Below are 25,973 nucleotides of genomic sequence, written 5' to 3' on the forward strand. Positions count from 1 at the left end.
GCCGGAGCGGACGGGTCCGCCGGCGCCCGGGTACTCACGTGCCCTCGTATTCATGGACCCTAACGCGCAGGTCGGACAACGCCATCCCGCTTCCCGAACTGTTCGCTCGGAGCGCAAGCTCCGGCGGCCTTGCGGGGACCGCGCAGCGGCCACGCGCAAGGGCCCGGACGCGGCTGCGTCCGGGCCCTGCGGGGCACTGCTCAGCGGGCTTCGCCCGGGGTGTTACTTGGCCTCGTCGGCCTTGCCCTCGTCGTCACCGTCGACGGCGGCCTCGACGGTCTCGGCGGCCGTCTCGACCTCGTCCTCGTCGTCGGAGAGGTCGACGACCTCACCGTTGGTGTCGACGACCTTGGCGGCCTCGACGACGACCGCGAGGGCCTTGCCGCGGGCGACCTCGCCGACCAGCATCGGGACCTGGCCGCCCTCGACGACGGCCTGGGCGAACTGGTCGGGGGACATGCCCGAGGACTGCGCACGGCGCATGAGGTGCTCGGTGAGCTCCTCCTGGTTCACGCCCAGCTTCTCCTTGTTGACCAGGGCGTCCAGGACGAACTGGGTCTTGATGCCCTTGATCGCCTGCTCCTTGGTCTCGGCGTCGAACTCCTCGACCGTCTTGCCCTGGAACTCCAGGTACTTCGCCAGGTCCAGGCCCATCTGGCCGAGCTGGTGGTGCTCCAGGTTGTGCTTGCGGGTGTTGACCTCGTCCTCAAGCAGCTTCTCGGGGATCGGCACCTCGACGAGCTCCAGCAGCTTCTCCAGGACGCGCTCCTGGGCCTGCGTGGCCTGGTCGTACTGCTTCATGTTCTCAAGGCGCGTACGGCTGTCCGCCTTGAGCTCCTCAAGGGTGTCGAACTCGCTGGCCATCTGGGCGAACTCGTCGTCCAGCTCCGGGAGCTCCTTGGCGGAGACCTTGGTGACCTTGACGGTGACCTCGGCGTCCTTGCCCTCGGCGGAGCCGCCCTTCAGCTGCGAGGTGAAGGTGGCCTCGCCGCCGGCCTCCAGGCCGGTGACGGCCTCGTCGATGCCTTCGAGCAGCTCGCCCGAGCCGATGGTGTACGAGACGTCGGAGGCGACGCCGTCGGGCAGCACCTCGCCGTCGACCTTGGCCTCCAGGTCGATGGTGACGACGTCACCCTCGGCGGCGGCGCGCTCGACGTCCTTGGTGGACGCGAAGCGGTTGCGCAGCTGCTCGACCGACTTCTCGACGTCCTCGTCGGAGACCTCGATGGCGTCGACCTCGACCTCGATGCCGGAGTAGTCCGGGATCTCGATCTCCGGGCGCACGTCGACCTCGGCGGTGAAGGCCAGCAGCTCGCCGTCCTTCAGCTCGGTGATGTCGACCTCGGGCTGGCCCAGCGGGTTCAGGTCGGCCTCGTTGACGGCCTCGGTGTAGAACTTCGGGAGGGCGTCGTTGACGGCCTCCTCCAGCACCGCACCGCGGCCGAAGCGCTGGTCGATGACGCGGGCCGGGATCTTGCCCTTGCGGAAGCCCTTCACCGTGACCTGCTGGTTGATCTTCTTGTACGCCGCGTCGAGGCTGTCCTTGAGCTCCTCGAAGGGCACCTCAACAGTGAGCCGAACCCGCGTCGGGTTCAGGGTCTCAACGGCGCTCTTCACGGTTCGGTCTCCTTGTGGCTGACTGCTGGGGGATCTGCCGTCGCGCTGGAATCAGCGGCCCGGCGGACTTCGGCCCGGTACATCAGACACACGGGCACGCAGCTTGCATAGTAGCCGCAAGCGGCAATCAGCCCACAACGCGATCTTGCGGTGGGCCGCCAGTGGTCGGGGTGGCCGGATTCGAACCGACGACCTTCCGCTCCCAAAGCGGACGCGCTACCAAGCTGCGCCACACCCCGTCGGTGCGACACGTAGGGTACATGCCCGGAGACCCTCTGATGCGCGGTGTTTCCAGAGGCGTTTCGGCCGGCCGACGGCGCGGGCACGAATGTGGTGTGCGTACGGCCTGATCGACCCGCTAGGATGCTGTCCGTGCCGCGGTCCCCGGACCTGCGACGCACGCAATGCGGGCGTAGCTCAATGGTAGAGCCCTAGTCTTCCAAACTAGCTACGCGGGTTCGATTCCCGTCGCCCGCTCTGAAGTACGAAGGGCCAGGTCAGAGGGTGTTTCCTCCGCCTGGCCCTTCGTCGTTCCCGGGGCGGTCGGGCTCGGCGGTGCCGGCTGCTCCTCGGGCTCCCAGGCGATCAGACGCTCGAACACCCGCGGGTCGCCCTCGGTCTTCATAGGAGCCAGGAGCGGCCCTCGGTGGCGTGGTGGCGGATGGTGGCGGGCTCGTGCGGCCAGGCCGCCGGGGTGGAGTTGCAGCGCCGGCCCGTACCAGGTGCTGCACCAGATCGGACAGCGTCCACCCGGGGCAGGACGGCACCGGCGCGTCAAGGCGGGGCGCGGCGGCGACCGTACTCCTGAAGGCGACCTACCGCTCGTCGATCAGTCGCAGCGGGGCGGAATACTCAGGGCTCTCGGTCACATCGCCTGCCTACACGCCGGCTCGGCCGAACGAACGCACCCTGTTCGCAGGGCACTCAGAGCTTGATGTTGGCGATCATCGTGGCCAGGGAGTTGAGGAAACGGTTCACGTCGTCCGCGATCGAGCTGGACGCCAGGAAGAAGCCGAAGAGGGCCGCGACGATGGCGGGGCCCGTCTTGATGTGGTTGCCGCGGATCAGCACCACCAGGATGACGCCCAACAGAACCACCACTGAGAGCGAAATGGCCACTACTGATCACACCTTCGGTCGTCCCCTGGTCGGCCGGGGGCGCACGGCCTGGAATGCCCCCACATGGACCATCCTCCCACCAACCGGCCACAGTCATACGCCCCGTGACGAAAGGCCATGGTTCCGTTTTCACCGACCGCTTGGGGCCAAGGGTTCAGGGAGCCGTGAGGCCCAGGAGGGAACGGACATACGCGTACTTGGCGGTCAGCCGGTCGCGGGTGGCGGCGTCCAGCACGGCCAGGCGCGCGGGGTCGGCGTTGTGCGCGAGGTCGGCTTCCTTGACCAGCAGAGCGCCCGGCGTGGCCAGGATGCGGGCCGCGTACTGCTCGACCGGCTCGCCGGGGCGCTTGGTGACGGCGAGGACCATGTCCTTCACGGACTGCGGAAGAGCGGCGGTATCCAGCCATGTGAGGCTGAGCGCCTCGTCCTCGATCGCGTCGTGCAGCCAGGCCGCGGCCTGCTGTTCGGGGCTGCCGCCGCGTACGCGCACGCCCTCGGCCACGGCCGCGAGGTGCTCGGCATACGGCCTGCCGGCCTTGTCGGTCTGGCCCTCGTGCGCGCCGCGCGCCAGGGCCTCGACCTCCATCAGGGTCAGGGGACTGCTCGTCATGCGATCTCCCTCGCTGCCGTGCGCAGGGCCCGGGCGGCCCTGTCGACGTCTGCCCGTGTCGTACGCCAGTTGGAGAACGCGGCGCGCAGCCCGGCGGTTCCCTCGTGGACGGTGGGGGTGACGAACACCTCGGCGGCCACCGCCTCGCGCAGGGCGGTCAGCCGGGCCGGATCGGGGTCGTCGGCGAGGGTGAAGCAGACGACGTTGAGGCGGACGGGGGCGAGGAGGGTGAAGGCGGGGTCCTCGGCGAGGGCCGTGCCGAGGGCGCGGGCGCAGGCGATGTCGCGTTCGACGATCTCCCGGTGGCCCTGGCGGCCGTAGGCGCGCAGGGTGAACCAGGCGGCGAGGGCGCGCAGCCGGTGGGAGTTCTCCGGGGTGAGGTGGACGAGGTCGGGGTGCTCGCCGAGGGGGCCGAGGTAGGCGGCGGAGTTCTGGAACACGCGGGCCTGGAGGTCGCGGCGGCGGGTGAACTGGACGGCGCTGTCGTAGGGGACGTTGAGCCATTTGTGCAGGTCGACGCAGAGGGAGTCGGAGGCGTCGAGGCCTGCGGCGAGGTGTGCGTGGTCCGGGGAGAGCGCGGCGAAGGCACCGAAGGCGGCGTCGGTGTGCAGCCAGAAGTCGTGGCGCGGGCGGAGCGCGGCGATGGCGGGGAGGTCGTCGAAGTCGACGGTGTTGACGGTGCCCGCGTTCGCGACGACCACGGCCGGGCCGGGGGTGTCTGCCAGCGCCCGGTCCAGGGCGGCGGGGTCCACGGCCTCGCGGCCGGGCAGGGTGGGGACGCGCACGAGGGCGTTGCGGCCGAGGCCGAGGACGGAGAGGGCCTTGGCGATGGAGGAGTGCGGGGCGCCGGAGAGGACGCGGACCGGGCCGAGGGCGCCGGCGCCGTCGTCGGCCGGGGACACGCCGAGGCGTTCGCCGAGCCATTCGCGGGCGATGGCGAGGCCGGTGGTGTTGGACATGGTGGCGCCGCTGACGAAGGTGCCGGTGTGGGCGTCGGAGAGGCCGAACAGCTCGCGCAGCCAGCCCACGGTCTCGCGTTCGAGGTCCTGGCCGGCGCCGTCCATGGCGGAGTTGGAGTTCTGGTCGTGGGCGGCGGTGAGCCAGTCCCCGGCGAGCGCGGCGGGGGTGGCGCCGCCGGTGACGAAGCCGAGGTAGCGGGGGCCGGCGGAGGCGGAGAGCCGCGGCTCCCAGCGGGCGCGGAAGGCGGCGAGGGCGGCCTCGGTGCCGTGGCCCTGCTCCGGAAGCGGTTCGGGGCCGCCTGCCGGCTCCGCGGCGGCCGGTCCCGGTGCGGCCGGTCCCGGTGCGGCCGGTACGACGGCGCGCTCGTCGAGGGTGGCGAGGGCTTCGGCGGCGGCGCGGCGGGTGGCGTCGAGCAGGTCGGGGAGCCGTGCGAGGTCGGCGGCGAGCGTGCGGTCCATGGGGGCACGGTACGGTCCGCGCGGGCTCGCACGGGTGAGCCAATCCGGGGCGAGTGGCCCACCCGTACCCCGCCTCTCCCCCGCCGGGGCGTCGTACGCTCGACGGATGATCGCGAAGCGGCAGGTGCGGTGGACACGGCAGGTGCGGCAGGTGCGGCAGGTGCGGTGGGCGCGGGGCGTTGCCGGGGGCGTGCTGGCCCTCGGGGTGCTCGCCGGGACCGCGGGCTGCGACACACCGCCGGCTCCGCCGCCCGCGCCCGGCCCGACCGGCGGCCCGCCCGCCCGCCCCACGCAGCCGGGCGCGCAGACGCCCGGGCCGGCCTCCGGACCGTCGTGCCCCGAGGGCGGGGTCCGGCTGGTCGAGACGGGCGGGGACGCGGCGATGGGTCTGCGGGTGGAGGGCTTCCGGCTGGTCAACTGCGGTACGGAGGAGTACGTACTGGAGGGCTACCCAGGGGTCTCGCTGCGCGGCGACCGCAACGAACCGCTGGAGGTCGCGGTGGTGCACGGCACGGCGGGGATCACCACGGGGGTGCCGGACATCGAGGCGGCGCCGCAGCGTGTGGTGCTGGCGCCGGGGCAGGCGGCGGCATGGTCGGTTGTGTGGCGCAACCTGGTCACCGACCCGTCGGTGCCGGCCACGACGGCGGCGGCCATGGAGGTCGAACCCCGGCCCGGAGCGCCCCGGCTGCGGCTGCGGCTCACCCGGCCGCTCGACCTCGGGAACACGGGGAAGCTGGGCATCGGCCCGTGGACGGCGGCCACCCGGTGATCGTCTGGCTCAACCGGCCGTTCGGCGGCGGCAAGACACAGACGGCGTACGAGCTGTGCCGCCGACTGCCGGGAAGCGTCGTGTGCGATCCGGAGCACGTCGGCTTCGGGCTGCACCGGATGCTGCCGCCCGCCCTGCGCGGCGACTTCCAGGACCTGGCGGCGTGGCGACAGGGCGTGTTCGAGGTGCTGGACCTGGGGCGTGTTGCGAAAGTGGCGTCGTCCGCCCGCAGGGCGGTGCTCGCGGTGTCTGGTGCGGTGCCTCGCAAGGCGGAGGGTCGCCCGCGTACCGGTCGTACGCGGGCGACCCCGACAACGCGGCGAGGTGCCGTGCCAGGCGCCGCGAGCCAGACGAGACTTTCGCAACACGCCCTGCGGCCCGGCGGCATCCGGGGGTGTTGGTGGTGCCGATGAGCGTCACGGAGCCGGCGTACTTCGCGCAGACCGTGGGGCGGCTGCGGGAACAGGGCCACGACGTACGGCACTTCGCGCTGCTGGCGGAGCGGGCGACGGTGCTGCGGCGGCTGCGCGAGCGGGGGCTGGGGCGGGGGCTGAAGCGGGAGGGTTTCGCGGTGTCCCGGCTCTCGACGGGTGCCTGGAGGCGCTGCGCGCGCCGGAGTTCGCGCAGCACCTGGCCACCGACCGGTTGACGGTGTCCCAGGTGGCGGACCGGGTGGCCGCCTCCGCCGGGCTGGACCTCGCCGCGGACACGGACGGCCGGCTGCGGGGCCGGATCCGCCGCGCGCTGGTGGGCGTACGGCACATCCGCTTCGTCCAGGCCGTCTCCTGCGGATCCTGCCGGACACCGTCAGGGCGAGCGGCGGATGAGCAGCAGGGCGCGGTCGTCGTTGACGTCCTTGGCGACCTTCTCGATCAGGTGCCAGGCGGCGCCCTCCCAGCCGGCGGAGACGTAGCGGTCGGCTTCGCCGGTGAGGCGGTCGATGCCCTCGCTGATCTCCCGGTCGGCGGTCTCGACGAGGCCGTCGGTGAAGAGCATCAGGACGTCGCCGCGGCGGAGGTTGCCGCGGGCGGGGGTGAACTCGGCGCCGTCGTAGACCCCGAGCAGGGGGCCCTCGCCGGACTTCTCCTGCCAGCGGCCGGTGCCGGCGCAGAGCTGGAGGGCGGGGAGGTGGCCGGCCGAGAGGAGTTCGTAGTCGCCGGTCTCCAGGTCCAGGACGAGGTGGATGGAGGTGGCGAAGCCCTCGTCCCAGTCCTGACGGAGCAGGTAGCCGTTGGCGGCGGGCAGGAAGCCGTGCGGTGGCAGCGCGCCGAGCAGGCCGCCGAAGGCTCCGGAGAGCAGCAGGGCCCGGGAGCCCGCCTCCATGCCCTTGCCGGAGACGTCGGTCAGGACGATCTCCAGGGTGCGGCCGCCGTTGGTGCGTGCGGCGACGACGAAGTCGCCGGAGAAGGACTGGCCGCCCGCGGGGCGCAGGGCCATCTCGCGGTGCCAGCCGCGCGGCAGGGCGGGCAGCTTGCTCTGTACGCGGATGCGTTCGCGGAGGTCGAAGAGCATGGTGCCGCCGCGTCGCCAGGGCACGCCGACGCGGCTGCGGAACTGTGCGATGACCAGTCCGAAGAACCCGCAGGCCGCGACGACCAGCACGGTGCCGGGGGTGACGCGCGCCGGGCCCTGGGTGTAGGGGCCGAGGACGAGGGCTTCGACGACCAGCGCGGCCGCGGAGGCCGCGTACAGGGCGAGGAGGCTGGCGGGGCGCAGCAGCAGGCCGCCGGCGACGATCGGCAGGACGAGCGCGGCGGGCGAGAACCAGACGGGCAGCATCAGCGTGCCGAACGCTATGGCGGGGACGGTGAGCAGCAGCCCGATGAAGGCGAGCCAGTCGGAGGCGTCTCCGCGGAAGTAGTCGACGGCGGATTTGCGCAGGGCGGTGCGGCCCCGGCGCGACCGCATGCGCATCCGGGCCGGCAGGGTCTCCACATGTGCTCGGGCCATTGCTTGGGGACCCTATCCATCCTGGCTGTGAATGCGCAGGGGTACCCCCGGACCCGGCGTCCGGAGGCGTCCGAAAACGCTTCGAGTGCGACGGAATGGCCGGGTGGGGAGGACGGGTACGGATCTTCGAATGCGCGCGATGTGACAAGAAAGCCAGGCAAGGAGGCCGGGCAGGAAGGCCGGGCGAGGAGGCCGGAAGCTCAGCGGGCCTGGCAGGTGGGGCACCAGAAGAGGTTGCGGGCCGCGAGTCCGGCGGTGCGGATCTCGCCGCCGCAGATGTGGCAGGGCATGTTCGCCCTGCGGTAGACGTACACCTCGCCGCCGTGGTCGTCCACCCGTGGCGGCCGGCCCATCGCTTCGGGGAGGTGCTCGTCGCGGACGGTGTCGATGCGGTTGTGGCGCACGCCCTGGCGCATCAGGACGACCAGGTCGGCCCATACGGCGTCCCACTCGGCGCGGGTGAGGTCCTTGCCCAGGCGGTACGGGTCGATGCCGTGCCGGAAGAGGACCTCGGCGCGGTAGACGTTGCCGACGCCCGCGACGACCTTCTGGTCCATGAGGAGTGCGGCGACGGTGGTACGGGAGCGGGAGATACGGGCCCACGCGCGGTCGGGGTCGTCGGCCGCGCGCAGCGGGTCCGGGCCGAGCCGTTGGTGTATCGCCTTCTTCTCGCCCTCGCCGATCAGCGCGCAGGCCGTGGGGCCGCGCAGGTCGGCGTGGTGGTCCTCGTTCTGCAGGCGCAGCCGGACGGTGTCGGTGGCGGGAGGTGCGGGGGCGGGGCCGAAGCCGAGTTTGCCGAAGAGTCCGAGGTGGATGTGGATCCAGGCGTCGCCCAGTTCGAGGAAGAGGTGCTTGCCGTGCGCCTCGGCGCTCTCCATCACGCGCCCGTCGAGCAGGGCCGCGCTCTCGGCGAAGCGGCCCTGGGGGCTGCTCACGCGGACCGGGCGGGCGGCGAACCGCTCGGTGTGGTCCTGGGCGAGGCGGTGGATCGTATGCCCTTCGGGCACGGCGGACTCCTGGGGATGGAAACGGCCGTGCCACCCCCGGGAGGGAGCGGCACGGCCGGAGGCGGGATCAGCCCTGCGGGTGGTGGGCCGGGATCGGGGGGAGCTCGCCGGTCTGCTCGTAGGCGGAGAGCATGTCGATGCGGCGGGTGTGGCGCTCCTCGCCGGAGTACGGGGTCGCCAGGAAGGCCTCGATGAAGCTGACGGCCTCGTCCTGCGTGTGCATGCGGCCGCCGACGGAGATGACGTTGGCGTTGTTGTGCTCACGGCCGAGCTGGGCGGTCTGGACGCTCCAGGCCAGGATGGCGCGGACGCCCTTGACCTTGTTCGCGGCGATCTGCTCGCCGTTGCCGGAGCCGCCGATCACGATGCCGAGGCTGCCCTCGTCCGCGGCGGTCTTCTCCGCGGCGCGGAGGCAGAAGGGCGGGTAGTCGTCCACGGCGTCGTAGATGTGGGGGCCACAGTCGACGGGCTCGTGGCCGTTGTTCTTGAGCCAGTCCACGAGGTGGTTCTTGAGCTCAAAGCCGGCATGGTCGGATCCGAGGTACACGCGCATGTGACGAGTGTGGCACGAGGAGCCCCGACGACCCGCAGCGGGTGTCGCGTAAGTCACTTCTAAAGCTCAAGTAAACCCAAAGAACGCAGATGGGACAGGGCGGGGCGCCGGTCCGGGGCGTTCACCGCGGCGTACCGATCCGGATGAGGGTCTTCCGTCCTGCGTTCATCTCAGGTTTGAATGCCGGGGCTCGCAACCCGAGAACCTAAGGATCCGTCCATGAGCTCCACGACGACCCTTCAGAAGGAAGGCAGCCCCACCGGTAACCCCGGTGAAGGTCTGCCTTCCGACGGTCTGAAGGCCGGTCTCAAGAACCGCCACCTGTCCATGATCGCCATCGGTGGCGTGATCGGAGCCGGTCTCTTCGTCGGTTCCGGTGGCGGCATCGCCAAGGCCGGCCCCGCCATCCTGATCTCCTACGCGCTGGTCGGCGCGATGGTCGTCTTCGTGATGCGCATGCTCGGCGAGATGGCCGCCGCCAGCCCGAACTCGGGCTCCTTCTCCGCCTACGCCGACCGGGCGCTCGGCCGCTGGGCCGGTTTCTCCATCGGCTGGCTCTACTGGTTCTTCTGGGTCGTCGTCCTCGCCGTGGAGGCCACCGCCGGTGCCGCCATCCTGGAGAGCTGGATACCCGCCGTCCCGCAGTGGGCCTGGGCGCTGATCGTGATGGCGGTGCTGACCGCCACCAACCTCGGCTCGGTCGCCTCCTACGGTGAGTTCGAGTTCTGGTTCGCGGGCATCAAGGTCGTCGCCATCGGCGCCTTCGTGGTCATCGGCATGCTGGCGGTCTTCGGTGTGCTGCCGGGCTCCGACAACCCGGGCGCGGGCTTCGCCCACCTGACCGACACCGGCGGCTTCTTCCCCCACGGCTACGGCGCCGTCCTCACCGGTGTGCTGCTCGTCGTCTTCTCCTTCATGGGCAGCGAGATCGTCACCCTGGCCGCCGGCGAGTCGGAGAACCCCCGCAAGGCGGTCACGCAGGCGACCAACTCCGTCATCTGGCGCATCGGCGTCTTCTACCTCGGCTCGATCTTCGTCGTGCTGACGCTGCTCCCCTGGAACGACCCGTCGATCACCGAGAAGGGCTCGTACGTCGCCGCCCTCGACTCGATCGGCATCGCGCACGCCGGCACGATCATGGAGGTCATCGTCCTGACCGCCGTGCTGTCCTGCCTGAACTCGGGCCTCTACACCGCCTCCCGCATGGCCTTCTCGCTCGGTGAGCGCGGCGACGCCCCGAAGTCGTTCGCCAAGGTCAACAAGAACGGCGTGCCGGTCGCGGCGATCCTGGGCTCCACGGTCTTCGGCTTCGTCGCCGTCTACTTCAACTACGCGTTCAAGGACACGGTCTTCAACTTCCTCCTGAACTCCTCCGGCGCCATCGCGCTCTTCGTCTGGCTGGTGATCTGCTTCACCCAGCTGAGGATGCGCGGGATCCTGGTCCGCGAGGCCCCGGAGAAGCTGACCGTGAAGATGTGGTTCTTCCCGTGGCTCACCTGGGCCACCGCCGCTCTGATCATGTTCGTGATCGGCTACATGTTCGTGGACGACGCGAACCGCGAGGTGGTCACCCTGTCCACCCTCGTCGCCGCTGCCGTCGTGGTCGTCGGCGTGGTCCTGGACTTCCGCCGCAAGCGGGCCGCCGTCCAGGGCTGACCGGCCCGGCGCAGTCCCGTACGTACGCCGGAGCCCGGCCCGCCTCGTCAGGCGGGCCGGGCTCCGGCCGATACGGGGGGCGTGCGTCAGCCGCGGCGGCCCACCAGCTTCCAGGCGGCCGGCAGGGCCCCCATCGCGAGGGCCGCCTTGAGGGCGTCGCCGATCAGGAACGGGGTGAGGCCGGCCGCGACGGCCGCGCTCAGGGACATCCCGGTGGCGGCCATCAGGTACGGCACGCCCACCGCGTAGATCACCGCGGAGCCGAGCACCATCGTGCCCGCCGTACGCAGGACCGAGCGGTCGGCGCCGCGCCGCGCGAGGGCGCCGACGACGGTGGCGGCGAGCAGCATGCCGAGCACGTACCCGAAGGAGGCGCCGCCCGCGCCGGAGGTGCCGCCCGCGAACCACGGCACGCCCGCCATGCCGACGAGGGCGTACAGCGCCAGCGAGAGGAAGCCGCGGCGGGCGCCGAAGGCGGTGCCGACGAGGAGCGCGGCGAAGGTCTGGCCCGTGACGGGGACCGGGGAGCCGGGGACGGGCACCGAGATCTGCGCGGCGATCCCGGTCAGGGCGGCGCCGCCGACGACGAGCGCGATGTCGCGCACGCGGCTCGCGGGCAGCAGGTCGGCGAGGACGGCGCCGGGCCGGAGGGAGACGGAAGCAGTGCTCATGAGGGGCTCCGCGGGAGGGTGGGGGTGGGAACGATCACCGACGTTAGTGCGCGGCCCGCGGCCGCCCCACCGCCGGCCGGGACAAAGCCCCACTCCCCCCGTTGGTGGGGTCCGGACAAAGCCTGCTGACCCGATCCGGTCGACGTGATCCTCGTCACGAGCAACATCCGACAACACGTCCGTTTTGCACGGACGACCGCCGCTCAGCAAGACTGTTGGATCCCGCCAAGCCAAGGGCGGAGTCCCCACCACCGCTGGGCCGAACGAGAGTACGAGCACTCCTCATGCGTGAGCGCCTGCCAGACGCACCTCCCACGACGGGCGACCTGCCCGCGGAACCCCTCAGCCACAGCCTCAAGCAGCGCCACCTGACCATGCTGGGGCTCGGCGGCGTGATCGGCGCCGGCCTCTTCGTCGGCTCCGGCGCCGGCATCGCCATCGCCGGTCCCGCGATCATCTGCTCCTACCTCCTCGCCGGCGTCCTCGCGATGCTGGTGATGCGCGCGCTCGGCGAGATGTCGGCCGCGATGCCCGCCTCCGGCTCCTTCTCCGTCTACGCGGAGCGGGCCCTCGGCCGCTGGGCCGGCTTCTCGGCGGGCTGGCTGTACTGGTTCCTGCTGGTCGTGGTGCTGGCGGTGGAGGCCACCGGGGCCGCGAAGATCGCGAACGGCTGGCTGCCCGCCGTCGACCAGTGGATCTGGGTGCTGCTGTTCATGGTGGTCTTCACCGTGAGCAACCTGGCCGCGGTGAAGAACTTCGGCGAGTTCGAGTTCTGGTTCGCCGCCCTGAAGGTCGGCGCGATCGTGCTCTTCCTGATCCTCGGCACCCTCGCCATCTTCGGCGTGCTCCCGGACACGGACCCGGTCGGCATGGCCAACCTCACCGGGCAGGGCGGGTTCTTCCCCGAGGGCTTCGGCGGGGTCGTCGCCGGCATGCTCGCCGTCATCTTCGCCTTCGGCGGCCTGGAGGTCGTCACCATCGCGGCCGCCGAGTCCGACGACCCGGCCCGGTCGGTGTCGCGCGCGGTGCGCAGCGCCGTGTGGCGCATCCTCTTCTTCTACGTCGGCTCGATGGTGGTCATCGTGACCCTGCTGCCGTGGGACTCGCTGGTGCCGGGGCAGAGCCCGTACGTCGCCGTGTTGGACTCCATCGGCATCCCGGCGGCCGGCCAGATCATGAACATCGTGGTGTTCGTGGCCCTGCTGTCGGCGCTCAACGCGAACCTGTACGGGTCCTCGCGCATGGTGTTCTCGCTGGCCGAGCGCGGAGAGGCGCCCAAGGGGCTGCTGCAGGTCTCGCGCGGCGGGGTGCCGCGCCGGGCGGTCTTCGCGTCGGTGGCCTTCGGCTTCGCCTCGGTGGTGCTCAACCTGCTGTGGCCGGACACGATCTTCCTCTACATGCTCAACGCGGTCGGCGCCGTCCTGCTGTTCGTGTGGGCGCTGATCGCCGTGTCGCAGCTGAAGCTGCGCCGCCGGATCGAGCGGGACATGCCCGAGCGGCTGACGCTGCCGATGTGGCTGTTCCCGTACGCCACCTGGGCCGCGCTGGCCGGGATGGCGGCGGTCCTGGTCCTGATGCTGTTCGACGACTCCGCGCGGCCGCAGTTGCTGTGGTCGACGGGTGCGGCCCTGCTGGTCCTGGCCGTGGCGGGGGTCCGCGAGTTGCGGGAGCGCCGGGACGCCCAGGGCGCGTTGCGAAAGTAGCGCCGTCCGCCCGCAGGGCGGGGCCGCGAGCCAGACGGGACTTCCGCGACACGCCCTGACCCCGTCTCACTTCCGGAAGGCCTCCAGGACCCCCCGCGCCGCGGCGCGGGGGGTCCGGCCGTTCCCGGGTCGTGCGGACGTGATCACCATCCGTGAAGCGGTTGTCCGAATATCGGACGTCACACGTCCGGTGATCGGACACTCGGCACACTGGGGCCCGCTCCACCCCGCTCGACCCCCGCACCTGACAGGCATGCACCCCATGAGCCACAGCAGCACCGTCGCACCTCCCGAGCCCCCGCGGCCCGACTCCGGATCCCCGCTCGGCAACGGACTCAAGCAGCGCCACCTCTCGATGATCGCCCTCGGCGGTGTCATCGGCGCCGGACTCTTCGTCGGCTCCGGAGCCGGCATCGCGGCCGCGGGCCCCTCGATCGTGCTCGCCTACGCCGCGTCCGGACTGCTCGTGATGTTCGTGATGCGGATGCTCGGCGAGATGTCCGCCGCCAACCCCGCGTCCGGCTCCTTCTCGGTGCACGCGGAGCGGGCGATCGGCCCGTGGGCCGGGTTCACCGCCGGCTGGATGTTCTGGACGCTGCTGTGCGTGGGCGTGGCCATCGAGGCGATCGGCGCGGCGCACATCATGGCGGGCTGGTTCCCGGGCACCCCGTCCTGGATGTGGGTGCTGGTCTTCATGGCGCTGTTCTGCGGCTCCAACCTGGCCGCCGTATCGAACTTCGGCGAGTTCGAGTTCTGGTTCTCCGCCCTCAAGATCGGCGCCATCGGCCTCTTCCTGGGCCTCGGGGTGCTGGCCGTCCTGGGCCTGCTGCCCGGTACCGGCGCACCCGGTACCGCCAACCTGCTGCACGACGGCGGCTTCCTTCCGAACGGCGTCGACGGCCTGCTGGTCGGGCTGCTGGCGTCGGTCGTCGCGTACGGCGGACTGGAGACGGTCACCATCGCGGCCGCCGAGTCGGAGGACCCGGTCAAGGGCGTGGCCAAGGCCGTGCGAACCACCATGTGGCGCATCGCCGTGGTCTACGTCGGCTCCATGCTGGTCATCGTCACCCTGCTGCCGTGGAACGACCCGAAGGTCGCCGAGCAGGGCCCGTACGCGGCCACCCTGGCCCACCTGGGCATCCCGGCGGCCGGCGAGATCATGAACGTGGTCATCCTGATCGCCCTGCTGTCCGCGATGAACGCCAACATCTACGGCTCCTCACGCATGGCCTACTCCCTCGTCTCCCGCGGGCAGGGCCCGAAGGCGCTGGGCAAGGTCGCCGGCGGCGTTCCGCGCCGCGCGGTGCTCGCCTCCTCCGGGTTCGGCTTCGTCACCGTGCTGCTGTCGTACTGGTACCCGGACACCCTCTTCGCCTGGCTGCTGAACATGGTGGGCGGGGTCATCCTGATCGTCTGGGGCTTCATCGCCGTCTCGCAGTTCGTGCTGCGCCGCCGGCTGGAGCGCGAGGCGCCCGGGAAGCTGGTCGTACGGATGTGGGGCTTCCCGTACCTGACCTGGGTGGCGCTCGCCGGGGTGGCCGCGGTGCTGGTGCTGATGGCACTGGGCGAGGACACCCGGGTCCAGGTGGTCTTCACCGGCGGGCTCACCGCCGCCCTCGCCGTGACCGGCTGGATCATGCAGAACCGCGAGACGCGGCGCCGCGCGGCCGCCGCCCGCTGACGACCCCTCGACCGCAGGTGGGCCCCGTGCGAACGCACGGGGCCCACCTGCGTTTCACAGAGGTGACCCTTACGTGTGCGGCGGAATAGATACTGCTAGCGTGCAGTTGCGCATTAATTGCAATAAGCGATTGGCACGCCGAGGGGACCGGACAACACGCATGGCCATCTACACGCTTCCTGAGCTTCCGTACGACTACGCGGCGCTGGAGCCGGTGATCAACCCGCAGATCATCGAGCTGCACCACGACAAGCACCACGCGGCCTACGTCACGGGCGCCAACAACACCCTGGAGCAGCTGGCGGAGGCGCGCGACAAGGAGAACTGGGGCGCGCTCAACGGCCTGGAGAAGAACCTCGCGTTCCACCTCTCCGGCCACATCCTGCACAGCATCTACTGGCACAACATGGCGAGCCCGAAGACCGGCGAGGGCGGCGGCGAGCCGACGGCGGCCGACGGCCTGGGCGACCTGGCCGACGCGATCACGGAGTCCTTCGGCTCCTTCGCGAAGTTCAAGAAGCAGCTGACCTTCGCCTCCTCCGCCACCCAGGGCTCGGGCTGGGGCGTGCTCGCGTACGAGCCCGTCAGCGGCCGCCTGGTCGTCGAGCAGGTGTACGACCACCAGGGCAACGTCGGCGTGGCCAGCACCCCGATCCTGGTCTTCGACGCCTGGGAGCACGCCTTCTACCTGCAGTACAAGAACCAGAAGGTGGACTTCATCGAGGCGATGTGGAACGTCGTCAACTGGCAGGACGTCTCCCGGCGCTACGCCGACGCCAAGGCGAACACCCCGCTGCTGATCCCCGTCAAGGGCTGATCCCGCCCCAGAACCCGTCCGCCTCGTGATCGTCTTCTCAGCCTTCACCGGCGGACGTGTCCAGCGGAAGACCCCCGTGAGGACGTGACTCACGGGGGTCTTCTGTGCCTTTCGCCGTACGGGCTACTCGAAGGACGGGCCCTTGGTGCGGGTCCGCTTGATCTCGTAGAAGCCGGGGGTGGACGCGACGAGCAGGGTGCCGTCCCACAGCCGGGCCGCGGCCTCGCCGCGCGGGGTCGGGGTCACGACCGGGCCGAAGAAGGCGACGTCGCCCTCGCCGTCGGCGCCCGGAACGGAGATCACCGGGGTGCCGACCTCCTGGCCGACCCGGTCGATGCCGTTGTCGTGGGAGGCGCGCAGCACCTCGTCGTACTCGTCGGAGTCGGCGTAGGCGAGCAGTTCGGCGGGCAGGCCGACCTCGGCCAGCGCCTCGGCTATGACCTCACGGGTCGGGCCCTTGTCCTCGTTGTGGATACGGGTGCCGAGCGCGGTGTACAGCTTGCCGGTGACCTCGTCGCCGTGCTTCTGCTGGGCGGCCGTCACCACGCGGACCGGCGCCCAGCCCTTGGGGCCGAGCAGCTCGCGGTAGACCTCGGGCAGCTCGTCGAGCTTGTTCTCGTTGAGGACGGCGAGGCTCATCACGTGCCAGCGCACCTCGACGTCGCGCACCTTCTCGACCTCCAGCATCCAGCGGGACGTCATCCAGGCCCAAGGGCAGAGCGGGTCGAACCAGAAGTCGACCGGGGTCTTCTCGCGCACCTGGGTCTCGGTCATGTCTCTCCTCGGTGTCGTCTCAGGCGGAAAGGGCATCAGCCGCGCATGTCCTCCGTGCCCAACCAGGACTCCGTCGCGCGCATTCCCCTCGTGCGAGGATTCGACCCAAGAACGCGATCACGCACGAAGGAGTGCAGGTGCCCGGAGAGAATCTGTCCCGCGAGGAGGCCCGCGAGCGGGCCGAGCTGCTGTCCGTCGACGCGTACGAGGTCGTCCTCGACATCAGGTCGGCGGTGGACGAGGCCGAGCCGGCGGAGGGCCCCCGGACCTTCCGCTCGGTGACGACGATCCGCTTCCGGGCCGCGGTCCCCGGCGCCGCCACCTTCGCGGACCTGATCGCCCCTTCGGTCAACTCGGTGACGCTGAACGGGCGGTCGCTCGACGCGGCCGCCGTCTTCGACGGGTCCCGGATCGCCCTGGACGGCCTGGCCTCCGAGAACGTCCTGGTGGTGGACGCGAACTGCGCGTACAGCCGGACGGGCGAGGGCCTGCACCGCTTCGTGGACCCGGAGGACGGCGAGGTCTACCTCTACACGCAGTACGAGCCGGCCGACGCCCGCCGGGTGTACGCGAACTTCGAGCAGCCGGACCTGAAGGCCCCCTACCGCTTCGAGGTGACCGCGCCCGAGGGCTGGCAGGTGTGGAGCAACGGCGCCGAGGAGTCCCGCGAGGGCCAGACCCGGCGCTTCGCCGAGACCGCGCCGATCTCCACGTACATCACCTGCGTGGTGGCGGGCCCCTACCACTACGTGACGGACACCTACACCCGCGGGGACCTGACCATCCCGCTGGGCGCGATGTGCCGCAAGGGGCTGGCGAAGCACTTCGACGCGGACGACGTCTTCCTCGTCACCAAGCAGGGCTTCGACCTCTTCCACGAGATCTTCGACTACCCCTACCCGTTCGGGAAGTACGACCAGGCCTTCGTGCCGGAGTACAACCTGGGCGCCATGGAGAACCCGGGGATGGTGACCTTCCGGGAGGAGTACATCTTCCGCGGCAAGGTCACGCAGGCCTCCTACGAGCGGCGTGCGAACGTCATCCTGCACGAGATGGCGCACATGTGGTTCGGCGACCTGGTCACCATGAAGTGGTGGGACGACCTGTGGCTGAAGGAGTCCTTCGCGGACTTCATGGGCTCCTTCGGGCTCGTCGAGGCCACCCGCTTCGACCAGGCCTGGGTGACCTTCGCCAACAACCGCAAGGCGTGGGCCTACCGTGCCGACCAGCTGCCGTCCACGCACCCGATCACGGCCGACATCCGTGACCTGGAGGACGCCAAGCTGAACTTCGACGGCATCACCTACGCCAAGGGCGCGGCGGTGCTCAAGCAGCTGGTCGCGTACGTCGGCCGGGAGGCGTTCCTGGAGGGCGCGCGCCGCTACTTCAAGGCCAACGCCTACGGGAACACGACGCTGGACGACCTGCTGTCGGTGCTCGGCGAGGTGTCCGGGCGGGACATGACCGAGTGGTCGCGGGCCTGGCTCCAGACGGCGGGCGTGAACGCGCTGACCCCGGTGGTGACCTGTGACGCGGGCGGGCGGATCACCGAGCTCGCGGTCGTCCAGGAGGGCGAGGAGCTGCGGCCGCACCGGGTCGGCGTCGGCCTGTACCGGCTGGAGCCGGACGGCGCCCTGGTCCGCTACGCGCGGGCCGAGGCGGACGTCGCCGGCCCCCGTTCGGTGATCGGTGAGCTGGCCGGGCAGGACCGGCCCGACCTGGTCCTGGTCAACGACGAGGACCTCACCTACTGCAAGATCCGCTTCGACGAGGGTTCGCTGGCGACGCTGCGCGCGCACCTGGGCGACCTGGCGGATCCGCTGGCGCGGGCGCTGAGCTGGTCGGCGCTGTGGAACCTGACGCGCGACGGGCTGATGCCGGCGCGGGACTTCGTCTCGCTGGTGCTGGCGCACGCGGGCCGGGAGACGGACGTCGGCGTCCTGCAGATGCTGCACGCGCAGACGCAGACGGCGGTCACGCACTACGCGGCTCCGCAGCGGCGCGAGCGGATCGGCCGGGACCTGGCGGCGGGCGCGCTGCACCAGCTGCGGGTGGCGGAGCCGGGGTCGGAGCACCAGCTGACCTGGGCGCGGTTCTTCGCGGCGAGCGCGGCGACGGAGGGCGACTTCCAGCTGCTGCTGGGGCTGCTGGAGGGCTCGGCCCGGATCGACGGGCTGGAGGTCGACCAGGAGATGCGCTGGGACTTCCTGCTGCCGCTGGCCGCGCACGGGGCGGTGGACGAGGGCGTCCTGGCCGCCGAACTGGCCCGCGACGACACCGCGTCGGGCAGGCGGCACCAGGTGCGGTGCCTCGCGGCGCGTCCCTCGCAGGCGGTGAAGGACCAGGCGTGGGCGGCGGTCGTGGAGTCGGACGCGCTGTCCAACGCGCTGGTGGAGGCGACGATCGCGGGTATGCAGCAGCCCTCGCAGCGGGGCCTGCTGGCGGCCCACGCGGGGCGCTACTTCGAGGTGATCGAGCGGGTGTGGGCCGAGCGGTCGATCCAGATCGCGATGGACGTCGTGAAGGGGCTCTACCCCTCGCTCCAGGGCGACGCGGCCACCCTGGACGCCACGGACGCCTGGCTCGCCGGGCACGCGGACGCCGCCCCCGCGCTGCGCCGCCTGGTCCTGGAGTCCCGTGACGACCTGGCCCGGGCCCTTGCCGCGCAGCGGTGCGACGCGGCGGCCGGCTGACGGGGGCTCCGCCCCCGCACCCCGCGCCTCGGACGCCGGCGGGCTGGAACTGCCGACCCGCCGGCGTCTGAGGACCGGTCCGTTCACCCGTACGGGCGCACCTCATCGGCAGTCGAACGTCCGTACTTTAGCCCCGGCTTGTCCGGATTTGTCGACGAGCGTGTAACAGGGGTTAGCAAGGCCATGGCCTGAGGGAATCACCGCGTCATGAACCACAACGCACCCCTCCCCCTCGCCCACCTCACCGGCAACCGCCCCCGCGTGCTGACCCTCGCACAGCTGCGCGAGCACGGCGTCACCGCCTCCGAGGCCGCCGAGCGGCCGTGGCGGCAGATCCTGCCGGGCGTGTTCCTGCTCCACTCCGGGCCGGCGACCAGCGAGGAGCGGCTGCACGCCGCACTGCTGTACGCGGGGCGGCGCGGCGGGGGCGAGGTCATGATCACCGGATCGGCGGCGCTGGCCCTGTACCGCTTCGCCTCCGCGCCCCCGCTGCTCGCCCTGTCGCACATCGACGTACTGGTGCCGGGCACGCGGCGGCTGCGGTCCACGGGCGACGTACGGATCGTGCGCGCGCGCACCGCGCCGCGGCCGCAGGAGGTCACAGGGCTGCCCGTGGCACCCGTCGCGCGGGCCGTCGCCGACGCCGTCGCGCAGCTGTCCGACACCGGCGCCGTACGCCGGCTGCTGAGCGAGGCCGTCCGCAGCGGGCACTGCGAACCGGCCGCGATCGTACGGGAGCTGACGGTGGCCCGGCTGCTGGGCCGGCCGCACATCGTGGACGCCGTCGAGTCCCTGCTCGCGGAGGGCCGGGCCATGGCCGAGGACCGGCTGTACCACCTCGTGCGCGGCTACGAGCTGCCCGACCCGGTCTGGAACGCGGACCTGCGGATCCCGGGCGGCCCCCACCTCGGCGGGGTCGACGCGTACTGGCCGGAGCACGCCGTGGCGGTGGAGATCGACACGCGCGCCCCGCGCCAGGGGGAGGACGAGGAGTGGTCCGAGTGCGTGCGCAAGCGGGAGACCCTGGAGCGGCTCGGGGTGACCGTCGTCCACGTCACCCCGCGCAAGCTCCGCGACTGGCCCGAGCAGCAGGCCGCGGTCATCCGCACCGCCCTGACGGCGGCCGACGACCGCGAGCCCGCCGCCTACCTGGTGGTGCTCCCCAGGTGAGGCGAGTACTCCGGGGTGCTCCACAGCAGCCGCCCCGGGTGCACGGCCTCCACCACCGACTCCACCCGGAAGCGGGTGCGGCGGCCGCCGTCGGCCGCGAACTCCGTCCGGGCCCGGCCGCTGAGCTGGAGCACGGCGCCGCTCTCCCAGTCGGGGAAGAGCAGTCCGGCCCGCGGGTCGGCCGTCAGGTTGCCCAGGGTCAGGAACATCGCGTTCCCCGCATAGTCCGGCCAGGCCAGCTCGACCGGCGACAGCACCTCGACGAATCCCGGCAGGCCGCCGCGGTGACTGGCGTCGGCTCCGTCCGCCTCCGCCGTGGTGGCGACGAAGAAGGTGTCGGCGCGCCGGACGGCACGCACCTGGCCGGGGGTCAGAGCATCCCCGCGGCGCACGACGCCCGAGCCCCGCGCGACCCGTTCCAGCGGCTGCCGCTGCTGAAGGTACTTGGGGCAGTTGGCGAAGACCTGCTCGGCCTCGACGGCGAAGCCCCGCGGTGTCGCCGAGAGGGTTCCGTTCAGCCGCATCCGGCGCCGGGTGCGCGGGTCGAGCGCGATGGTCCCGACCCGCGTCCCGTCCGCGGCCAGCGCCTCCGCGAGGGGATCCCCGGCCGGCACCCCTCCGGCGACGGCGATCCGGTGCGGACCGGTGGCCCGTACGAAGCCGGGCGGGCCGGTGAGCAGGGAGGCCCACATCCGGCCCGCGCCGTCGGCGGCGCCGACGACCAGGTGTGGCTGGAGCTCCAGGAAGGCCGCGGCGACATCGCGGATGCCCGTACCGATCGAGCGGCCGACGTGCTCGGCCGGCCCGCGCACGCCCACCCGCTCCTGCACCGCCAGCGACCCCCAGTGGTAAACGCCGCCCATTAGAAGAACCCGCAGGTCGGCGCCCCCGCGACGGGGGCGGGCTCGTTCTCGGCGCCGGTCGGTACGGAGATCTCCAGGCGGGTGCCGTCGGGGTCGTGGAAGAAGATCCCGCCGGAGGCCGCGCCCTCGCCGTGCGCGACGACGCCCTCGTAGGCGAACGCGACGCCCAGGCCGCGCAGCCGCTCCTCGTAGGCGCGCACCTCCTCGACGGCGCCGGCGGAGAACGCCAGGTGGTGCAGTCCCGCGGCGGCCGGGGCGTAGGCGCCGTCGGCCTGCTCCCAGAGGGTGAGGACGAGCTCGCCGTCCAGGCCGAGGAAGGCGAAGCGGCGGCCCTCCTCCTTGCCCTCGCCGATCACCTGGAAGTCGAGGGCGTCCCGGTAGAAGTCGAGCGAGCGCTCCAAGTCGGTGACGTTCAGGCCGATGTGCCCGGTGCGGAGCTTGCTGATGGCAGTGGTCATGACGGGTCCTTCCCCGGAGGCCGTTCCACGAGTCTAACCTTCTAAACCCAAGTTAAAGGTTAGGATGGGTGGCGTCAACCGCTCACGTACCCTTGAGGGGTTAGCGAGCGAGGAGACGGACATGACGACGGCGGACGCACGGCCCCTGACCGGGGAGCCGATCGCCCTCGACCTGTTGAACACCCGCTGGATGCGGGAGGGGGAGATCGCCGACCTCTTCGCCGGCGCCTTCGGGCTGAGCCGGGTGGAAGGCCTCGCGGTCTGGCTGGAGTCCACCGGCCTGGCCGGCCGCTTCCGGGCCGACGCCCCCACGCTCGTCCACCTGATGACCGCGCGCGAGGCGCTGGCCCGCGCGGTGGCGGACCCGGCCGACGAGAGCGCCCGCACCCTGGTCGACGCCGTGCTGGAGCACGGCCGCATCCGCGCCACTCTGACGGCCGAAGGACCGGGCGAGCGCGCCGAGTTCGACGACGCCAGCTGGGGGCCGGCCTGGACGGCCGCCCGCAACTACCTGGAGCTGCTGGCCACCGCGCCCGACCGGATCCGCAAGTGCGCCTCGGAGAGCTGCGTGCTGCACTTCCACGACACCTCGCGCAACGGAACCCGGCGCTGGTGCTCGATGTCCGCCTGCGGAAACCGGGCGAAGGCCTCACGCCACTACGCGCGCACGCGCGAGCGCTGACCGGTCGAAATCTGTCACACCCGCATCGGCGAACATCCCCGGCAGGGTCCTGACTTGAGGCCATCAAGTCGACAAATCAACTCCTCGACCTCGATGGTTCGCACCACTGCGCCCTGATACGGCCCCACTGGCGGATTCCGTTCGGTGGCGGGTCTCCGCCACTGTAGGTCTCGGTCGATGACATCCCTCCCCAAAGACCTGTCGCTTGAGGAAAGCTGACCGGTCATCCGGCACCGAAATCCGGACCGTATCTTTCACTTACCAGGGATGCTGATGACCCTCGAATCCCCCAGCTCCATACCCGGGGCCAGACGCGTCGCGCGCGTCGCGGCCGCGGCCGGCCTGGTCGCCGCCCTCGCGGCGACCGGCGCCGGGCCCGCGTTCGCGGCGACCGGCGCGGACACCCCGGGCACCTCGCCCGCGGTCAAGTCCGCCGACCAGAAGCTCGGTTCGGCCGACGTCGAGCTCCTCCAGGAGGCCAAGGCCAAGGGCGAGGCGAACGTCACCGTCATGGTGGCCACCGCCCCCGGCCAGACCAAGCAGGTCGCCGACCAGCTGGACGCCGTCAAGGGCGCCTCGGTCGGCCGGACGTACGACAACCTCGGCTACGTGCGCGCCACCCTGCCGACCGGCCAGGCGGAGGCCGCGCTGAAGGCGGCCGCCAAGCTGTCCTCGGTGCACGGCATCGACCTGCGCCACGAGATCCAGCTGCCGAACCCGCGTCCCGACGCCGACCGGGAGACCGGCACGGTCAAGAAGACCGCGGCCGAGACGTACCCGGCGCCGGACAGGAACACGCCGGCGAAGAACCCGTACAACCCGTCCTTCGAGACCGGCGCGGTCGACTTCGTCGCGAAGAACCCGCAGGCCGACGGCCGCGGCGTGACCATCGGCATCATGGACTCGGGTGTGGACCTCGGCCACCCGGCCCTGCAGAAGACCACCACCGGCGAGCGCAAGATCGTCGACTGGGTGACGGCCACCGACCCGATCACCGACAACGACGGCACCTGGCGCGCCCAGATCACCCCGGTGACCTCGGCCGGCGGCACCTTCACCGCGGGCGGCCAGAGCTGGAAGGCGCCCGAGGGCAGCTTCCAGTGGAGCCGGTTCAGCGAGTCGATCACCGCCACCGGCGACATGGCGGGCGACGTCAACCGGGACGGGGACACCACCGACCGGTTCGGCATGCTCTACGACGCCGCCGCCGGCACCGTCCGCGTCGACACCGACCAGGACGGCGACTTCACGAACAACGAGCCGATGAAGCCGTACAAGGACGGCTACCAGATCGGCTACTTCGGCACGGACAACCCGGCGACCGAGGTCGCCGAGCGGATCCCGTTCGTGATCGAGATCCGCAAGGACGTCCCGATGGACCCGCTGGGCGGGGACTGGGTCGGCAAGAAGGCCGACTTCGTCAACATCGGCATCATCGAGTCCGAGCACGGCACGCACGTCGCCGGCATCACCGCCGCCAACAGCCTCTTCGGCGGCAAGATGAACGGCGAGGCGCCCGGCGCCAAGCTCGTCTCCTCGCGCGCCTGCTCCTGGTCCGGCGGCTGCACCAACATCGCGCTGACCGAGGGCATGATCGACCTCGTCGTCAACCGCGGCGTGGACATCGTCAACATGTCGATCGGCGGCCTGCCCGCGCTGAACGACGGCAACAACGCGCGCGCCGAGCTCTACCGCAACCTCGTCGACACCTACGGCGTCCAGCTGGTCATCTCGGCCGGCAACTCCGGTCCGGGTGTGAACACCATCGGCGACCCGGCCCTCGCGGACAAGGTCATCTCCGTGGGCGCCTCGGTCTCCAAGGAGACGTGGGCCGCCAACTACGGCTCCGGCGTCAGCACGAAGTACAACATGTTCCCCTTCTCCTCGCGCGGTCCGCGTGAGGACGGCGGCTTCACGCCGACCATCAGCGCCCCCGGCGCGGCCATCAACACCATCCAGACCTGGCTGCCCGGCGCGCCGGTGAAGGAGGCCGGCTACGGCCTTCCGGCCGGTTACGGCATGCTCCAGGGCACCTCGATGGCCTCGCCGCAGGCGGCGGGCGCGAGCGCGCTGCTGATCTCGGCCGCGAAGCAGCAGGGCATCAAGCTGACCCCTGCCTCCCTGCGGGTCGCCCTCACCAGCTCCGCGAAGAAGATCGACGGCGTTCCGGCGCACGCGCAGGGCTCCGGTCTGATCGACGTCGATGGCGCGTGGGAGTCCATCCAGCGCGACGCCAAGGCCAACGAGTTCACCGTCAAGGCGCCGGTCGACACCGCGATCGACCAGTTCCTGAAGACCCCGGGCTTCGGCACCGGCCTGTACGACCGCGAGGGCGGCCTCAAGGTCGGCCAGAAGAAGGTCTACAACGTCGTCGTCACCCGCACCACGGGTGTCAAGTACGGCACCCGGCACGACCTGAGCTGGCGCAACAACGACGGCACCTTCAAGGTCGTCGGCGGCTACGACTACGTCACCCTGCCGCTGAACAAGCCCGTCACCATCAAGGTCGAGGCCAACGCCAAGACCGCCGGCGTCCACAGCGGCATCCTGCAGCTGGACGACGAGACCACCGAGGGCATCGACAAGCAGATCCTCACGACCGTCGTGGCTTCCGCCCCCCTGGCCGCGCCGGCGTACTCCCTGTCGCAGTCCTCCACCGTGCAGCGCAACTCGCACAAGTCGTACTTCGTGACCGTGCCGCCGGGCGCCAAGAGCCTTGAGGTCGCCCTCGGCGGTCTCGCGGCGGGCGCCCAGACGCGCTTCATCGCGATCCACCCGTACGGCGTGCCGGTCGACCCGACGGCCACGACGAACTGCTACCCGAACTACGACAACCCGGCGAACACCTGCCGCCCCGACGTGCGCTCGTACCCCGAGCCGACGCCGGGCGTCTGGGAGATCGAGGTCGAGGCCCGGCGTACCTCGCCGGTGCTGGACAACCCGTTCAAGCTGGACGTCTCCGTGCTCGGCGCGGCCTTCGACCCCGCGGTCAAGGTCCTGCCCGAGGTGAAGCAGGGCACCCCGGCCGCGGTCCAGTGGAGCGTCAAGAACGCGGGCGCGGCCATCACCGGCGGCAAGCTCAAGGGCGGCCCGCTCGGTTCCGCGAAGGTCGCCAAGCCGACCCTCGCCAACGGTGAGACCCACACCACCGAGATCGCGGTGCCCGCGGGCACCTCGCGCCTCGACGTCGCCATCGGCAAGGTGTCCGACACCGGCGCCGACCTGGACCTTGAGGTCTACAAGGACGGCGTCAAGGTGGGCTCCGCCGCCGACGGCGACTCCGAGGAGGCCGTGAGCCTGGTGAACCCGGCCGCGGGCACCTACACCGTCAAGGTGATCGGCTACGCGATCCCGTCCGGCTCCACCACGTACGACTACCGCGACGTGTTCTTCTCGGCCGCCCTGGGCTCCGTCCAGGTCGACGAGGCCGCCGCGGTGAACCTCGCCACCGGCGCCACCGCGCAGGTCTCGGCGAACGTCCTGGTCACCGGCGCGGCCCCCGAGGGCCGTCAGTTCTTCGGCCAGGTCGAGCTGCTCAACGCCCGCGGCACCGCCGCCGGCACCGGCAGCGTGCAGATCGAGAAGGTCCTCCCGTAGCACCTTCCGCAGAAGGACCCCGAGGGGGCGGCGCTCTTGGCGAGCACCGCCCCCTCGGGCCGTTCCCCGGCGTGCGTTTTCGGCCCCCGGTCGATCATGTCCGGATACCGGACGTGACAGATCGGTTGTTAACCGGCCCCGACCAGGCAAAACGGCCGTCCG

The 25,973-nt window shown here is 71.4% G+C and carries 21 protein-coding genes, 2 tRNA genes and 2 pseudogenes; 12 read left to right on the plus strand and 13 right to left on the minus strand.

The window, feature by feature from the left end:
- Window positions 1-222 precede the first annotated feature (222 nt).
- Both tig and BSL84_RS11420 read right to left on the minus strand, forming a co-directional pair.
- Window positions 223-1,617: a trigger factor gene (tig, locus tag BSL84_RS11415; RefSeq protein ID WP_030026958.1), complete on the minus strand. Its 1,395-nt coding sequence runs from the start codon at window positions 1,615-1,617 to the stop codon at window positions 223-225.
- Window positions 1,618-1,779: 162 nt separating this feature from the next.
- Window positions 1,780-1,856 (minus strand) — tRNA-Pro (locus BSL84_RS11420).
- A 167-nt stretch (window positions 1,857-2,023) separates the two neighbouring features.
- On the opposite strand from BSL84_RS11420, the gene BSL84_RS11425 reads away from it, so the two are divergent.
- Window positions 2,024-2,094 (plus strand) — tRNA-Gly (locus BSL84_RS11425).
- A gap of 20 nt (window positions 2,095-2,114) precedes the next feature.
- Here BSL84_RS11425 and BSL84_RS11430 read toward each other — a convergent pair.
- The 4 genes from BSL84_RS11430 to BSL84_RS11445 form a co-directional block, all read right to left on the minus strand.
- Window positions 2,115-2,384: a maleylpyruvate isomerase N-terminal domain-containing protein gene (locus BSL84_RS11430; protein WP_159393514.1), complete on the minus strand. Its 270-nt coding sequence runs from the start codon at window positions 2,382-2,384 to the stop codon at window positions 2,115-2,117.
- 157 nt (window positions 2,385-2,541) lie between these two features.
- Window positions 2,542-2,736 (minus strand): membrane protein, encoded by a 195-nt coding sequence (locus BSL84_RS11435; protein WP_030026959.1) that lies wholly within the window; start codon window positions 2,734-2,736, stop codon window positions 2,542-2,544.
- 154 nt (window positions 2,737-2,890) lie between these two features.
- The gene (locus BSL84_RS11440) at window positions 2,891-3,346 is read right to left on the minus strand and encodes an HD domain-containing protein (protein WP_030026960.1); all 456 of its coding nucleotides are present in this window, start codon (window positions 3,344-3,346) and stop codon (window positions 2,891-2,893) included.
- Window positions 3,343-4,764 carry a pyridoxal phosphate-dependent decarboxylase family protein gene (locus tag BSL84_RS11445; RefSeq protein ID WP_075970276.1) on the minus strand — a complete coding sequence of 474 codons (1,422 nt, stop codon included), beginning with the start codon at window positions 4,762-4,764 and terminating at the stop codon, window positions 3,343-3,345. The genes BSL84_RS11440 and BSL84_RS11445 overlap by 4 nt, the downstream gene beginning before the upstream one ends.
- Window positions 4,765-4,870: 106 nt before the next feature.
- Here BSL84_RS11445 and BSL84_RS11450 point away from each other — a divergent pair, with 106 nt between their 5' ends.
- The 3 genes and pseudogenes from BSL84_RS11450 to BSL84_RS36960 all read left to right on the plus strand — a co-directional run.
- Window positions 4,871-5,536: a DUF4232 domain-containing protein gene (locus tag BSL84_RS11450; protein ID WP_075970277.1), complete on the plus strand. Its 666-nt coding sequence runs from the start codon at window positions 4,871-4,873 to the stop codon at window positions 5,534-5,536.
- Window positions 5,533-5,733: pseudogene (locus BSL84_RS36955) on the plus strand (ATP-binding protein); the annotation flags it as partial. The gene BSL84_RS11450 and the pseudogene BSL84_RS36955, both read left to right, overlap by 4 nt.
- Before the next feature lie 176 nt (window positions 5,734-5,909).
- Window positions 5,910-6,307: pseudogene (locus BSL84_RS36960) on the plus strand (ATP-binding protein); the annotation flags it as partial.
- 36 nt (window positions 6,308-6,343) lie between these two features.
- Here BSL84_RS36960 and BSL84_RS11465 read toward each other — a convergent pair.
- From BSL84_RS11465 to BSL84_RS11475, 3 genes are all read right to left on the minus strand, one after another.
- A complete protein-coding gene (locus BSL84_RS11465; RefSeq protein WP_030036249.1) occupies window positions 6,344-7,486 on the minus strand; it encodes a PP2C family protein-serine/threonine phosphatase in 1,143 nt (380 codons plus the stop codon).
- 200 nt (window positions 7,487-7,686) lie between these two features.
- A complete protein-coding gene (locus tag BSL84_RS11470) occupies window positions 7,687-8,493 on the minus strand; it encodes an Fpg/Nei family DNA glycosylase (protein WP_030036247.1) in 807 nt (268 codons plus the stop codon).
- A gap of 67 nt (window positions 8,494-8,560) precedes the next feature.
- A complete protein-coding gene (locus BSL84_RS11475; RefSeq protein WP_030036244.1) occupies window positions 8,561-9,046 on the minus strand; it encodes a ribose-5-phosphate isomerase in 486 nt (161 codons plus the stop codon).
- 219 nt (window positions 9,047-9,265) lie between these two features.
- Here BSL84_RS11475 and BSL84_RS11480 point away from each other — a divergent pair, with 219 nt between their 5' ends.
- The gene (locus tag BSL84_RS11480; RefSeq protein WP_075970280.1) at window positions 9,266-10,702 is read left to right on the plus strand and encodes an amino acid permease; all 1,437 of its coding nucleotides are present in this window, start codon (window positions 9,266-9,268) and stop codon (window positions 10,700-10,702) included.
- Window positions 10,703-10,788: 86 nt separating this feature from the next.
- Here the strand turns inward: BSL84_RS11480 and BSL84_RS11485 are convergent, their stop codons facing one another.
- Complete coding sequence (locus tag BSL84_RS11485; RefSeq protein WP_075970281.1) at window positions 10,789-11,373, minus strand: biotin transporter BioY; 585 nt, start codon at window positions 11,371-11,373, stop codon at window positions 10,789-10,791.
- 284 nt (window positions 11,374-11,657) lie between these two features.
- Between BSL84_RS11485 and BSL84_RS11490 the strand changes: the two genes are divergently transcribed.
- The 3 genes from BSL84_RS11490 to BSL84_RS11500 all read left to right on the plus strand — a co-directional run bounded on the left by BSL84_RS11490 (window position 11,658) and on the right by BSL84_RS11500 (window position 15,574).
- Window positions 11,658-13,076 carry an amino acid permease gene (locus tag BSL84_RS11490; protein WP_037666101.1) on the plus strand — a complete coding sequence of 473 codons (1,419 nt, stop codon included), beginning with the start codon at window positions 11,658-11,660 and terminating at the stop codon, window positions 13,074-13,076.
- Window positions 13,077-13,338: 262 nt separating this feature from the next.
- The gene (locus BSL84_RS11495; RefSeq protein WP_045323977.1) at window positions 13,339-14,757 is read left to right on the plus strand and encodes an amino acid permease; all 1,419 of its coding nucleotides are present in this window, start codon (window positions 13,339-13,341) and stop codon (window positions 14,755-14,757) included.
- Window positions 14,758-14,917: 160 nt separating this feature from the next.
- Window positions 14,918-15,574 (plus strand): superoxide dismutase, encoded by a 657-nt coding sequence (locus BSL84_RS11500; RefSeq protein ID WP_030036236.1) that lies wholly within the window; start codon window positions 14,918-14,920, stop codon window positions 15,572-15,574.
- 123 nt (window positions 15,575-15,697) lie between these two features.
- On the opposite strand, the gene BSL84_RS11505 is transcribed toward BSL84_RS11500, so the two are convergent.
- The gene (locus tag BSL84_RS11505; protein WP_030036235.1) at window positions 15,698-16,348 is read right to left on the minus strand and encodes a DsbA family protein; all 651 of its coding nucleotides are present in this window, start codon (window positions 16,346-16,348) and stop codon (window positions 15,698-15,700) included.
- Window positions 16,349-16,485: 137 nt separating this feature from the next.
- Here BSL84_RS11505 and pepN point away from each other — a divergent pair, with 137 nt between their 5' ends.
- Both pepN and BSL84_RS11515 read left to right on the plus strand, forming a co-directional pair.
- Entirely contained in the window at window positions 16,486-19,041 is a 2,556-nt protein-coding gene (gene pepN, locus BSL84_RS11510; RefSeq protein ID WP_045323975.1) for an aminopeptidase N, read from the plus strand.
- A gap of 207 nt (window positions 19,042-19,248) precedes the next feature.
- Window positions 19,249-20,211 carry a hypothetical protein gene (locus BSL84_RS11515; RefSeq protein ID WP_075970282.1) on the plus strand — a complete coding sequence of 321 codons (963 nt, stop codon included), beginning with the start codon at window positions 19,249-19,251 and terminating at the stop codon, window positions 20,209-20,211.
- Here BSL84_RS11515 and BSL84_RS11520 read toward each other — a convergent pair.
- Both BSL84_RS11520 and BSL84_RS11525 read right to left on the minus strand, forming a co-directional pair.
- Complete coding sequence (locus BSL84_RS11520; RefSeq protein ID WP_030036230.1) at window positions 20,187-21,074, minus strand: pyridoxamine 5'-phosphate oxidase family protein; 888 nt, start codon at window positions 21,072-21,074, stop codon at window positions 20,187-20,189. The genes BSL84_RS11515 and BSL84_RS11520 overlap by 25 nt on opposite strands.
- Window positions 21,074-21,532, minus strand: a complete 459-nt coding sequence (locus tag BSL84_RS11525) for a VOC family protein (protein ID WP_075970283.1) — start codon at window positions 21,530-21,532, stop codon at window positions 21,074-21,076. Before BSL84_RS11525 ends, BSL84_RS11520 begins: the two co-directional genes overlap by 1 nt.
- Before the next feature lie 121 nt (window positions 21,533-21,653).
- On the opposite strand from BSL84_RS11525, the gene BSL84_RS11530 reads away from it, so the two are divergent.
- Together BSL84_RS11530 and BSL84_RS11535 are read left to right on the plus strand one after the other, a co-directional pair.
- Window positions 21,654-22,214, plus strand: coding sequence for a CGNR zinc finger domain-containing protein (locus BSL84_RS11530; protein WP_075970284.1), 561 nt, complete (start codon window positions 21,654-21,656; stop codon window positions 22,212-22,214).
- Window positions 22,215-22,487: 273 nt separating this feature from the next.
- Complete coding sequence (locus BSL84_RS11535; protein ID WP_075972052.1) at window positions 22,488-25,811, plus strand: S8 family serine peptidase; 3,324 nt, start codon at window positions 22,488-22,490, stop codon at window positions 25,809-25,811.
- Window positions 25,812-25,973 lie beyond the last annotated feature (162 nt).

It is taken from the genome of Streptomyces sp. TN58, from assembly GCF_001941845.1.
Lineage (GTDB): Bacteria > Actinomycetota > Actinomycetes > Streptomycetales > Streptomycetaceae > Streptomyces.

Excerpts from the sequence above, each read along its gene's own strand:
- BSL84_RS11440 (WP_030026960.1), bottom strand. The coding sequence starts at position 3,346 with ATGACGAGCAGTCCCCTGACCCTGATGGAGGTCGAGGCCCTGGCGCGC.
- BSL84_RS11445 (WP_075970276.1), bottom strand. The coding sequence starts at position 4,764 with ATGGACCGCACGCTCGCCGCCGACCTCGCACGGCTCCCCGACCTGCTC.
- BSL84_RS11450 (WP_075970277.1), top strand. The coding sequence starts at position 4,871 with ATGATCGCGAAGCGGCAGGTGCGGTGGACACGGCAGGTGCGGCAGGTG.
- BSL84_RS11465 (WP_030036249.1), bottom strand. The coding sequence starts at position 7,486 with ATGGCCCGAGCACATGTGGAGACCCTGCCGGCCCGGATGCGCATGCGG.
- BSL84_RS11475 (WP_030036244.1), bottom strand. The coding sequence starts at position 9,046 with ATGCGCGTGTACCTCGGATCCGACCATGCCGGCTTTGAGCTCAAGAAC.
- BSL84_RS11480 (WP_075970280.1), top strand. The coding sequence starts at position 9,266 with ATGAGCTCCACGACGACCCTTCAGAAGGAAGGCAGCCCCACCGGTAAC.
- BSL84_RS11485 (WP_075970281.1), bottom strand. The coding sequence starts at position 11,373 with ATGAGCACTGCTTCCGTCTCCCTCCGGCCCGGCGCCGTCCTCGCCGAC.
- BSL84_RS11490 (WP_037666101.1), top strand. The coding sequence starts at position 11,658 with ATGCGTGAGCGCCTGCCAGACGCACCTCCCACGACGGGCGACCTGCCC.
- BSL84_RS11495 (WP_045323977.1), top strand. The coding sequence starts at position 13,339 with ATGAGCCACAGCAGCACCGTCGCACCTCCCGAGCCCCCGCGGCCCGAC.
- BSL84_RS11500 (WP_030036236.1), top strand. The coding sequence starts at position 14,918 with ATGGCCATCTACACGCTTCCTGAGCTTCCGTACGACTACGCGGCGCTG.
- BSL84_RS11505 (WP_030036235.1), bottom strand. The coding sequence starts at position 16,348 with ATGACCGAGACCCAGGTGCGCGAGAAGACCCCGGTCGACTTCTGGTTC.
- BSL84_RS11515 (WP_075970282.1), top strand. The coding sequence starts at position 19,249 with ATGAACCACAACGCACCCCTCCCCCTCGCCCACCTCACCGGCAACCGC.
- BSL84_RS11520 (WP_030036230.1), bottom strand. The coding sequence starts at position 21,074 with ATGGGCGGCGTTTACCACTGGGGGTCGCTGGCGGTGCAGGAGCGGGTG.
- BSL84_RS11525 (WP_075970283.1), bottom strand. The coding sequence starts at position 21,532 with ATGACCACTGCCATCAGCAAGCTCCGCACCGGGCACATCGGCCTGAAC.
- BSL84_RS11530 (WP_075970284.1), top strand. The coding sequence starts at position 21,654 with ATGACGACGGCGGACGCACGGCCCCTGACCGGGGAGCCGATCGCCCTC.
- BSL84_RS11535 (WP_075972052.1), top strand. The coding sequence starts at position 22,488 with ATGACCCTCGAATCCCCCAGCTCCATACCCGGGGCCAGACGCGTCGCG.